Origin of the sequence: Streptococcus sp. A11, assembly GCF_043674225.1 — a bacterium.
Taxonomy (GTDB): Bacteria; Bacillota; Bacilli; order Lactobacillales; family Streptococcaceae; genus Streptococcus; species Streptococcus suis_V.
The window spans coordinates 36,626-48,104 of record NZ_JBIMJS010000019.1; the positions used below are offsets into that span (position 1 = coordinate 36,626).

Genomic DNA, 11,479 nt, shown 5'->3' on the forward strand with positions numbered 1-11,479 from the left:
AAAGGAAGAGAGAACATGTGTTCTCTCAGACTGAAGACAAAGTCCTTAGAATTGATTTTCTAAGGGCTTTTCTTCGTGTTTAGGAGTATAATATAATAAAAAGGACTTGTGAGGTTCTCCTATGCTACACAAAGAAAAACCTGACTATAACTGCAATCAGTACGGTTTCTATACCCTTGACCAGCTTGTGCCTGCAGATCATTTCCAGCGCCAAGTTGATAAAGTTATCGATTTTGATTTTATCTACGGCTTAGTCGAAGAAGCCTATTCGTCTGACAATGGTCGTCTTAGTCTTGACCCTGTTATGCTGGTCAAAATCCCTATGATTCAGTGTTTTTATGGCATTCGTTCCAAAGGAGGTATTTGCTTATTCTGCCCAAGTTGCCTGTGACAAGTACGGTTGGGCACCCGCTACCGGTGAACCCAATAGCAACTCCCAAGCCTGACTATTGTGAGGTAGTGGATTAAAACGGTCTGGGGAGAGACCGTTTTAAGTCTGACGCTAGAAACCAAGACCGTCAGAGGAAGGGATAGCGAAATCGTAGCACTACGAACAGAAACGTGATACAAAGGCGTATATAGCGGATAAGGTGGCAAAGAACACCAAAGTCCAAAAAGGTAGTCGTATCAAATAGTGGCTCAGAGGTTGGTGCTGAAACGTGCCATATCAAAACCAGTCCTCGCTAAACGTGGACTGGTTTCTTGCCTAGATTATTATCTAAAACGACATGCGTTAAAAGTTAGTTGAACCGCCGTGTGCCGAACGGCACGCACGGTGGTGTGAGAGGGACTAGTCTTAGTCCCTACTCGATTACCGTCCACCGCGACCTCCAGGTGCGCCCCCCATTGCGCCGGGGCCGGTTTGGACAATTTCAGTTTGTTTCTGGCCATTGACCGTGACATCTCCACCTGTAAAGGAGACGGAACCGTCAAAGTCAAAGGCTGAAGTAGGTGCAGTTATGTCAATGGTGCCACCAGAAATGATCAAATCACCATTGGAATCAAAGGCATCCGTATCGCCATTTCCGACAGCAACGGTCAAATCACCCCCGGTGACCTTGATGAAGATATCGCTGGCTGTATCACTTGCAGCATTGATGGCGTCATCAGAACCATAAACATCCAAGGTTCCACCATTGATAGTGATATTGGTTCCTTCCAAGGCCTCGGTTGACTCAGTTACTTTAATCGAACCATCTTCAATGGTCAAGGCAGATTCAGCTTTGATACCGTCGTCACCTGCTGTGACAGTGATGGTTCCGCCCGTGATAGTGGTATTTCCTTTCGTAGTATCCTCGTCGTTTGTCGCCTTGATACCATCGCCACCTGCCATCACGTCAATCCTACCACCTGTGATGGTCAATGAATCCTTACCGCGAATACCGTCATCCTGAGCTGTTACCGTAATATTTCCAGCCTCGATGGTCAAGTCATCGGTAGAGACAATCCCGTCTTGGAAATTGCCTTCAACGGTCAGTTTACCATTGCCAGTGATAACTAAATCCGACTCCGAATGAATAGCCCCTTCAATATCTGTATCGGAATGAGTGCTAGTGTCTGAGACAGTATTTTCGGTGCCATCTTGCAAGTTAATTTCAAGATTATCAGCAGATAGGACATTGATAGCTGCGGTATCTGTGCTAGAAATGGTAGCTCCGGCCAAAATCAAACGCACATTTTCCTGAGTGTCAATGGTTACACCTTTTGTCGTCGAACCGCTTAGAATATAGGTTCCGCCTTCAGTGATGGTCAAGCCCTCGTCAGACAAGGTAACTTCTTGACTAGGGAGTGACGACCAATCAATGCTAGAAGTGCTTGCGGTGTTGCTCGTGCTTGAATTGGTTGTCGTTACTTGGCTGTTAGCAATCGTCTTGCTGGTTTGGGTCTGTCCTTGGGCAGAAGAACAAGCGGCTAGCGTAGCGATAGTGAGGAGGGCAATGCCAGAGGTGAGTAGTTTTTTCGTCTTAGTTTTCATCATAATGATTTCCTTCTTTCTTTATAAATATTTCTTTTTAGGTGTCTGTTTATTGACAATGAAATTGAGTGGATTGGCTTCGACAATGGATTTTGTCAAGGCTTGGTCTGAGATGCTTGATTCCAAAACCAGAGAATATTCGAGGACCAGTGCCTGCTTTTTCTTTTTGTAGCTAATGGATAGGATTTCTTCCTCCTTACAAGCTGCTTTGAAGACCTTCTTGAAAAAATGTTGGTAATCAAAATCCAAGGGAACAGTTAGGAGAATGTGTCGTCTCCTGTGATCGGTTTGACCATAATTCACAGTTTCAAAGAGGAGCATGGCGCCGCAGATAATGAGCGTCAGGAGGCTGGCCAGTCCCAGATAACCGGTTCCTGTTGCTAATCCGATGGCCATAGCCAGTAGGACTGCCAGCATTTCTTTGGAAGAGCCAGAGGCAGAGCGGAAGCGAATGAGACTAAAGGTCCCAGCGACGGCTAAGCTAGTCCCCAGACTGCCGTTGACCAAGAAGATGATAAAGGCAATCAGGGTTGGCATCAGGGTCAAAGTTATGACAAATTCCTTGCTGTAGCTGGATTTGTGCTTGTAGGTCATTGCCAGTAGATAACCCAGCACCAAGCTGATCCCCATAATTAAACTGATTTGCAGGGCGATGGAGCTGGTGGTAGATAAGATACTATCGAATAGGTGCATAGGCTATCAACTCCTTTTCTGGGCTAGTTGCGAGGCGGTAAGCCGTTCCGTATTTGGAGAAGGGTTTTCTCTCAATGGCGTGCTTTTCAAGGAGCGCGGATAGCCAATCTGGAATCGTCTCAGCTGCTTTGATTTCCATAATCATTAGGTCAGGGTCCAGCAGGACCTTTTCTTTTGCAGCTGATTTAAGCATCGGACGATTTTCGGAATAGGTGACGTTTTGGTCAATGGTCAAGCGGAGTTTTGGATCCTCTAGCCCCTTGAAGGACTGGCGTTCATAGTGAATGAGAATTTTCGGATAGAGATTGCCATACCGTTTCCGAAGCGCTTGAATTTCTTGGCAGACAGGTTGGTCTGGCAGGCTGCTGTCGCGCAAACCTGTACGGAGGAAATATTGAATAATGCGCGGTGTTGATTCCAGTCGGTACTTGTAACCAATGCCATCGATTTTTTTCTTGATTTCCAAAAAGGCGGTGCTGTTGGCATGAGGCTGAGCATCGTAGAGCCGAATCCGAACCTTTTCACGCTGATGCTTTTTGGCTAAGGCATCCTGCACCATGTCAAAATCCTCATTATCAAAATAAATGCTGGTAATGGTTGAATGAGCGTAGTCATCTGCAAGGAGATGGGGCTGGGCATCGCGGAGGAAGAGCCTCCAGGTCGCTTTACTGAGGATGTATTTGGTTTCCTTACGTTTGAATTGTTTTTGGCTGATAATGGTTTTCATGTAAGACCTCTTTCTAATGAACTGTTTATGTTTCTAAGTATAAAGGTCAAATATTAAACCAAGCTGAAAGAAATATTAAAGAAAGCTTAAAGTTCAATTTTGGGCGAAAAAAATCCCCCATCACGAGGATAGGGAATGTGCTAAAGTTTTTATTTTCCTGACCGGTCGATATTCCAGAAATCTGTGACAGCGCCTTTAGATGCGGACGATACGGTATGGGCATATTTTCCGAGCACACCGCGGCTGTAGAGAGGTGGAATGACAGTTGTTTTCTTGCGTTCTTCGATTTCTTGGTCAGAAACGTGCATGGTGATTTCTTTGGTATCTTGGTCCACCGTTACCAAATCGCCTGTACGGAGGTAGGCAATTGGACCGCCATCCTGAGCTTCAGGTGCGATGTGTCCAACAACCAGTCCATAGGTACCGCCAGAGAAACGACCGTCTGTTAGAAGGGCTACCTTGTCACCTTGGCCTTTTCCGACAATCATGGAAGAAAGGGATAGCATTTCAGGCATACCAGGACCGCCTTTTGGTCCAACATAGCGGACAACGACTACATCGCCATCTACGATTTCGTCAGTCAAGACTGCTTCGATCGCTTCTTCTTCAGAATCAAAGACCTTGGCTGGACCTGTATGGTTGCGGACTTTCACACCAGAAACCTTGGCAACGGCACCTTCAGGAGCAAGGTTACCTTTGAGGATGATGAGTGGGCCATCTGCACGTTTTGGATTTTCAAGTGGCATGATGACGTCTTGACCTGGTGTCAAATCAGCGAAATCTTCCAAGTTTTCTGCGATGGTTTTACCAGTACAAGTGATACGGTCGCCATGCAGGAAACCATTTTTCAGCAAGTATTTCATAACTGCTGGTACACCACCGACATTGTAGAGGTCTTGGAAAACATACTTACCAGAAGGCTTGAGGTCAGCCAAGTGAGGTACTTTCTCTTGGAAATCATTGAAATCTTCCAAGGTCAAGTCAACGTTTGCAGCGTGAGCAATGGCTAGCAAGTGAAGAGTAGCGTTGGTGGAGCCACCGAGTGCCATGGTAACAGTGATAGCATCTTCAAAGGCTTCGCGAGTCATTATGTCAGACGGCTTGATGCCCAGTTCTAACATGCGGACAACCGCACGTCCGGCTTCTTCAATGTCAGCCTTCTTCTCAGGAGATTCAGCAGGGTGAGAAGAAGAGCCAGGAATAGACATCCCCAAGACTTCAATGGCAGAGGCCATGGTATTGGCTGTGTACATACCACCACATCCACCAGGTCCAGGGCATGCATTACACTCCAAGCGACGGACATCTTCTTCGGTCATATCGCCGTTGTTCCATTTTCCGATTCCTTCAAACACTGAAACCAGGTCAATGTCCTTGCCGTCCAGATTTCCTGGAGCAATGGTGCCACCGTAGGCAAATACGGCAGGAATGTCCATATTGGCGATAGCAATCATAGAACCAGGCATGTTTTTATCACAGCCACCGATTGCGACAAAGGCATCGACGTTGTGTCCTCCCATAGCTGCCTCAATAGAGTCAGCAATGATATCACGTGAAGTCAAGGAGAACCGCATACCAGGAGTTCCCATAGCGATTCCGTCTGCAACGGTGATGGTACCGAATTGAACTGGCCAAGCGCCAGCATCTTTGACCCCTTCTTTGGCTAATTTTCCGAAGTCGTGCAAGTGAATATTACAAGGCGTATTTTCAGCCCAGGTCGAAATCACACCGACAATCGGCTTTTCAAAACTATCATCGGTCATGCCTGTGGCGCGCAACATGGCACGGTTGGGTGATTTGACCATTGAATCGTAGACTGAGCTACGGTGACGAAGGGTTTTAAGTGTATCTTTATCTGTCATTTCTCTTCTCCCTATCTTTCTGGTGATTGGTTTCCTTATTATACCATAGTTATGAGGGATATGAAAAAGGATTTGACAAATAATGGGAAATTTCTGAATTTTTTGAAAACAAAAGGAAACAGCTCCCATATATTAGCGGGGAACTGCTTCACTATATTGAAATTATATTGTTGGAGCAGCGGTTTTGGCCTGCTTGATGAAGAGACTGATTGCAGCTAGAGTCAGGAAGCCAGCCCCGACATACCAGTAAGGTTGATCCAGGGTTGTAGACCGTCCGGACAGGTTGATGATACCACGGAGGAGAAAACCTGCTGTAATGGTTGCAACACCTGAATTCCAGAGATTATAGGTCAGGCGAGAGAGTGTGCGATGGATGGTCATCAAGCCAAGTAGAAGACTTCCACCGATTAGGGTTACGCAGAACAGATAGTGCATATGGAAAGCTGTTTCTCCATAACTGAGGCTTTCATAGACCCGACTGAAGATGAAGAGGAAGGATGTTAGTGCTAAATAAGTGATAAATGTGCGAATAGTGCGTTTGTTTTCTGTATTAGTAGCCGATGTAGACAATGTCGCTCACCGCCCTTTCTGAGATAGTATTTCCGTTTGTTGTTGGGTTGTTAATCACTTGACCGTTGAAGTAGAGGGTTGATGAACCACCGCCGTCTAGGTTGTAGGCAGTTGTTGCTCCGTATTGTTTCATAACTTCTGCCAGTTGATAGAGGGATAGACCTTCACTTTCAGAAGTACGACCGTCTGCCACAACGATGATATAGTGGTTTTCATCGATGATACCAATGGCTGAACGAGGGTTGGAAGACATGGCCCGTCCAACTTCTGTTGATGTATCCACCACGATTTCACCATTTTCTACCAAGGTTGGCCCGAAGGCGAGCAAGTTGACAACGCCATTGTCAATTAACTCTTGAGCTGTTATTTCATTTTCATAGATAATTTCAAATGAGCCGTCAGCATAAATTGCCAAGTCACCATAAGAAGCATTGTCACGGACGGTATCACGGTAGAGGACACCATTCTTGATGACATAACCTGTTGAGTTGGCACCGTAGTAGTCGCCGTTGACCGCCAAGATGGCATTGTTGGCTGCAGCGGTTTCAGATGTTTTGGCTGTGACGTTGGTACCATAAGTATTTTGAGCTAAGGCTGTTTTCAAGTACTCAGGTGAGCTGACTTGGATATCCGCTACATAGACAGTTGTGTTGTTGGTTGTAATGGTTTCGAGTGTGATTTGGATGTTATCATCAGCGTAAGAGGTATCAGTTGTTGTCACATTGGTTGCGGTTGTTGCAGCGGTGCTACTTGCTGCTGTACTGGAATTTGTCGTTGCTGCAGCGGTTGTCCTTGCTGATTCTACTGTTGTAATAGCTTCAGAGAGGACAAAGGTTTTGAGCATGGAGTAGGTGAAACCACCAGTGAGTAATGTACCGAATAGTGATGCGTATATGAAGGGTTTTTTAAGCAATTTCATGGGTAAGTGCCTTCCTTTCATTGAAAATAATATGTTTTTGAATATACCAAGAGAAGAAAAAGAGAGAGAGGCCCACTGTGATTTTCACCAAATAAAGATTCAAGCCAAACAGTTGGTGGAAAATATAAATCAGAGAGGTGTCGCAGATGAAGAGGGCCAAAGCTAGGGTCAAATAACCTAGGCCGGTAGTTTGGACGCTCTGCTCGTTTTGAAAGACCAGCTTTTTATTGAGGTAATAATTGGACAGAGAGCTGGTAACACGAGCCAAGCCATTAGCAATGAGGATATGAATACCCGAGGGCAGAGCAGTCAAACTTGCGATAAGCAGGGCATAGGCACCGTAGTCTACCAGAAAGCTGCCAAGTGAGGCCAGGGCAAATTTGAAGAGGTTTTTGTAGATGAGTAAGCCATCCTTGATAGGTCGGAAATGCGAGCTAGCATTATCATCTATATAAATGGTCTGAATGGGAACCTCGGTAATGGGGAACTCTTGGCTAGCTTGAGTCAGCATATTCATTTCGTACTCATAACGGTGGCCTTTGATTGTCAGCATAAAGGGCAGGAGCTTGGAATGAAAGGCACGTAGACCAGTCTGGGTATCGCTAACCTTGACACCAGTTTGAAGGCGGAAGAGTAGACGGGTCAGCTTATTACCAAAACGACTGCGGAAAGGCACATCATTGCTAAATTGACGGACTCCCAGAACTAAGTGATTGGGCAAATTCATAGCAGCCCGGGCCACTCTATCCATATCGTTGACGGAGTGCTGGCCGTCCGCATCAGCTGTTACGATGACAGAATTGGAGTCACGTTCTTGAATAAATTGAAAAGCAGTTTTCAAGGCCTGGCCTTTTCCTAAATTACGCTCGTGGTGAAGAACGGTTGCGTAGGAACTAGCTTGCTCGATGATGGCTTTCGAAGCTTCAGTGCTTCCGTCGTTAACTATAATAATCTTGCAATTGAGCCGATGCTTCAAAGTGTTCAATAGCTCCAGTAATTTCTGATCTGGCTGATAGGCGGGGATGATGACATAATACATGGGAGTACCTCGTTTCGTTTTTTGCTATACACCCACTATAGAGGAGTTTTCTGAAAGAAATCTGAAAATAACCTACATCTTGATTTGACTTAAGTTTTGTTTAAGATTTCGGCTTGAAATAAGGAAAACGAATAAATGTAGGAATTTTCAGAATATTCCTTGACATTTAAGTTCCATGTGTTATGATAGTAGATACAACATTGCAGAGAGGAGGAATACATGTGCAAGAAATCCAATTAGATCAACCGCGTTCAGGTTCCTATTTAATCTTAGATAGCTTGCATCAATTGGGTGTGGACCTGGTCTTTGGCTATCCAGGCGGGGCAGTCCTCCCCTTATATGATGCTATCTATCAATACGAGGGGATTCAGCACGTCTTGGCTCGTCACGAACAAGGAGCGGTCCACGAGGCGGAAGGCTATGCCAAATCATCAGGAAAGGTGGGCGTAGCCATCGTCACATCTGGACCAGGGGCAACTAATGCCATTACAGGGATAGCGGATGCCATGGGCGACAGCGTGCCTCTTCTGGTTTTCACAGGACAGGTTGCGACGCGCGGTATCGGTAAGGATGCCTTCCAGGAGGCCGATGTCATTGGTATGACCATGCCAATCACCAAATACAATTACCAGATTCGGGATACAGCAGATATTCCTCGAGTGATTACAGAAGCCTATCATATTGCGACCACAGGCCGTCCAGGTCCAGTAGTCATCGATGTGCCAAAGGATATTCAGGAAAGAATTGTTGAAGCCTATCACGATCCGATGGTTCATTTGCCAAGCTACCAACCAACGGTAGAGCCAAATGGCTTGCAGGTTAAGAAAATTCTCCAGCAGCTCAGTCGGGCCAAAAAGCCAGTGATTTTGGCTGGTGGTGGGGTCAACTATGCAGAAGCCCAGGAAGAATTGATTGCTTTTGCAGAGAAATACCGCTTGCCTGTTGTTTCAACCCTGCTTGGGTTAGGAGCCATGCCGATTGAACACGAATTAGCCCTAGCGATGGGTGGCATGCACGGAACTTACTCAGCCAATATGGCCATGAATGATGCAGATTATATTATCAACATCGGTGCCCGCTTTGATGATCGCCTGACGGGAAATCCGACAACCTATGCGCCTAATGCGACTATTGCGCACGTGGACATTGACCCAGCAGAGATTGGCAAGGTCATGAAGACGGCAATTCCAGTAGTCGGAGATGCCAAAGCGACCTTACAAGCCCTGTTGAAATGCGAAACCGTTGAGACAGACTATGCTGACTGGACGGAGCAGGTATTGGACAACAAGCGTCGAGCACCTTTCTGGTATGAGGAAGATGCCAACTTTATCAAGCCACAAGCAGCTATCGAGCTGATTGGTCAATTGACAAATGGCGATGCTATCATCGTGACAGATGTGGGACAACACCAGATGTGGGCGGCTCAATTCTATCCTTACAAGCACCAGCGCCAGCTGATTACTTCGGGCGGCATGGGGACTATGGGATTCGGAATTCCAGCAGCAATCGGCGCTAAACTAGCCAATCCAGACAAGGAAGTTGTAGTCTTTGTCGGTGACGGTGGTTTCCAGATGACCAACCAGGAATTGGCTATCCTCAATGGCTATGGTGTGCCCATCAAGGTTGTCTTGATTAATAACCATTCCCTGGGTATGGTTCGTCAGTGGCAAGAATCCTTCTATGAAGAACGTCGCAGTCAGTCAGTATTTGATGCAGAGCCAAACTTCCAGCTCCTAGCGGAAGCCTATGGTATCAGCCATTACAGTTTTGACAATTCGGCGACCTTGGCAGAAGATATGAAGGTCATCTTGGAAAACAAACCAATGCTGATTGAGGTCCATATCTCCAAGGCCGAACATGTGGTGCCAATGGTACCAGCCGGCAAGAGCAATGCGGAAATGTTGGGGGTGAAGTTCAATGCGTAGAATGTTAACAGCAAAATTACGAAATTCTTCAGGTGTCCTCAACCGCTTTACAGGTGTCCTATCCCGGCGCCAAATCAATATTGAATCCATTTCAGTCGGCCCGACCGAAGTTGCAGGTATTTCTCGGGTAACGGTCATCGTTGATGTTGCGACCATGGACGAAGTGGAACAAATTATCAAGCAACTCAATCGCTTGATTGATGTGGTCCGTGTCCGCGATTTGACAGACATTCCGCACTTGGAACGGGAAGTGATTCTGATTAAAATCGTTGCTCCGCCAGCTAAGCGGGCAGAAATTTTAGCCATTATCCAACCCTTCCGTGCCAGCGTTGTCGATGTGGCACCTCACTCCATTACCATTCAGATGACTGGTGACGGAGACAAGATTGACGCCCTCCTGCGTGTGATTCAGCCTTATGGCATTAAGAACATTGCTAGGACAGGGGCAACTGGTTTCAGTCGTGACTAACCTAGTCACTCACTTGTCTTTTACTTCGTCGTTAGCTCGGCTTGGCATACCTCAGTATAGCCTTCGCCTCACTGCCTAGAATTAAAAGAAAGTTGAGCAACTAGGGATGCACATGATAGACAAAATTACAGAATGTTCATTTTCTTTGAACATCCGAATTTATAAGTAAAAAAATAGAAAAGAGATTAACAAATGGCAGTAGCAATGCAATATGAAAAAGATGTAACAGTTCCAGCACTTGACGGCAAACGTATCGCCGTTATCGGTTATGGTTCACAGGGCCATGCCCATGCCCAAAACTTGCGTGACACAGGACACGATGTTATCATCGGCGTGCGTGCTGGTAAATCTTTTGATAAGGCAAAAGAAGATGGCTTTGAGACCTTTGAAGTAGCTGAAGCAGCAAAACAAGCGGATGTTATCATGATTTTGGCTCCAGACGAAATCCAAGCGGACCTTTACAATGAAGAAATTGCTCCAAACTTGGAAGCGGGGAATGCTCTTGGTTTCGCCCACGGTTTCAACGTTCATTTTGAATTTATCAAGGTACCAGCAGATGTGGATGTCTTCATGTGTGCGCCGAAAGGACCAGGTCACTTGGTTCGCCGTACCTTTGAAGAAGGTTTCGGTGTGCCAGCTCTTTACGCTGTCTATCAAGACGCTACTGGCAATGCCAAGCACATCGCTATGGACTGGGCAAAAGGTGTTGGCTCAGCCCGTGTAGGTCTCTTGGAAACAACCTTCAAGGAAGAAACAGAAGAAGATTTGTTTGGTGAGCAAGCCGTTCTCTGTGGTGGTTTGACAGCTCTGATGCAAGCTGGTTTTGAAGTCTTGACTGAAGCTGGCTATGCACCAGAATTGGCTTACTTTGAAGTATTGCACGAAATGAAACTCATCGTTGACCTTGTTTACGAGGGTGGTTTCAAGAAAATGCGTCAGTCTATCTCAAACACTGCTGAATACGGTGACTACGTATCAGGTCCACGCGTGATTACTGACCAAGTTAAAGAAAACATGAAAGCTGTATTGGCAGACATCCAGTCTGGAAAATTTGCTAATGACTTCGTCAACGACTACAAGGCTGGCCGTCCACGCATGGAAGCTTACCGCAAAGAAGCAGAAGGACTTGAAATCGAAAAAGTCGGTGCAGAACTCCGCAAAGCAATGCCATTTGTAGGCCGCAACGACGACGATGCCTTTAAGATTTATAACTAAAACAGTCCAGTGGACTGTTTTAGCCCTCGCCCAAAAACGAGAAAGCGAGGTAAGTCCGGGGGAGTGAAAGAGTCTGGGGATAGAC

General features: G+C 46.1%; 10 protein-coding genes and 1 pseudogene. 4 read left to right on the top strand and 7 right to left on the bottom strand.

The genetic code is table 11. The annotated features are described in order from the left end of the window. Positions 1-121: 121 nt before the first annotated feature. Positions 122-352: pseudogene (locus ACHBIF_RS09875) on the top strand (IS5/IS1182 family transposase); the annotation flags it as partial. Between the two features lie 459 nt (positions 353-811). On the opposite strand, the gene ACHBIF_RS09880 reads toward ACHBIF_RS09875, so the two are convergent. From ACHBIF_RS09880 to ACHBIF_RS09910, 7 genes are all read right to left on the bottom strand, one after another. Beyond that, positions 812-1,975, bottom strand: a complete 1,164-nt coding sequence (locus ACHBIF_RS09880) for a carbohydrate-binding domain-containing protein (RefSeq protein ID WP_394720266.1) — start codon at positions 1,973-1,975, stop codon at positions 812-814. Between the two features lie 21 nt (positions 1,976-1,996). Beyond that, positions 1,997-2,668 (bottom strand): DUF4956 domain-containing protein, encoded by a 672-nt coding sequence (locus ACHBIF_RS09885; protein ID WP_105122903.1) that lies wholly within the window; start codon positions 2,666-2,668, stop codon positions 1,997-1,999. Continuing rightward, entirely contained in the window at positions 2,652-3,395 is a 744-nt protein-coding gene (locus ACHBIF_RS09890; protein WP_394720253.1) for a polyphosphate polymerase domain-containing protein, read from the bottom strand. The genes ACHBIF_RS09885 and ACHBIF_RS09890 overlap by 17 nt, the downstream gene beginning before the upstream one ends. A 149-nt stretch (positions 3,396-3,544) precedes the next feature. Continuing rightward, positions 3,545-5,257, bottom strand: coding sequence for a dihydroxy-acid dehydratase (gene ilvD, locus ACHBIF_RS09895; RefSeq protein WP_394720255.1), 1,713 nt, complete (start codon positions 5,255-5,257; stop codon positions 3,545-3,547). Between the two features lie 162 nt (positions 5,258-5,419). Then, complete coding sequence (locus ACHBIF_RS09900; RefSeq protein WP_105111531.1) at positions 5,420-5,827, bottom strand: hypothetical protein; 408 nt, start codon at positions 5,825-5,827, stop codon at positions 5,420-5,422. Then, positions 5,808-6,746 carry a phosphodiester glycosidase family protein gene (locus ACHBIF_RS09905; protein ID WP_394720258.1) on the bottom strand — a complete coding sequence of 313 codons (939 nt, stop codon included), beginning with the start codon at positions 6,744-6,746 and terminating at the stop codon, positions 5,808-5,810. The genes ACHBIF_RS09900 and ACHBIF_RS09905 overlap by 20 nt, the downstream gene beginning before the upstream one ends. Beyond that, positions 6,733-7,785 (bottom strand): glycosyltransferase, encoded by a 1,053-nt coding sequence (locus ACHBIF_RS09910; RefSeq protein ID WP_394720260.1) that lies wholly within the window; start codon positions 7,783-7,785, stop codon positions 6,733-6,735. The genes ACHBIF_RS09905 and ACHBIF_RS09910 overlap by 14 nt, the downstream gene beginning before the upstream one ends. A gap of 182 nt (positions 7,786-7,967) precedes the next feature. Here ACHBIF_RS09910 and ACHBIF_RS09915 point away from each other — a divergent pair, with 182 nt between their 5' ends. The 3 genes from ACHBIF_RS09915 to ilvC all read left to right on the top strand — a co-directional run bounded on the left by ACHBIF_RS09915 (position 7,968) and on the right by ilvC (position 11,394). After that, positions 7,968-9,710 (top strand): acetolactate synthase large subunit, encoded by a 1,743-nt coding sequence (locus ACHBIF_RS09915; protein WP_394720262.1) that lies wholly within the window; start codon positions 7,968-7,970, stop codon positions 9,708-9,710. Next, positions 9,703-10,179 (top strand): acetolactate synthase small subunit, encoded by a 477-nt coding sequence (gene ilvN / locus ACHBIF_RS09920; protein WP_105111535.1) that lies wholly within the window; start codon positions 9,703-9,705, stop codon positions 10,177-10,179. Before ACHBIF_RS09915 ends, ilvN begins: the two co-directional genes overlap by 8 nt. A 192-nt stretch (positions 10,180-10,371) precedes the next feature. Next, complete coding sequence (gene ilvC, locus ACHBIF_RS09925) at positions 10,372-11,394, top strand: ketol-acid reductoisomerase (protein ID WP_394720264.1); 1,023 nt, start codon at positions 10,372-10,374, stop codon at positions 11,392-11,394. Positions 11,395-11,479 lie beyond the last annotated feature (85 nt).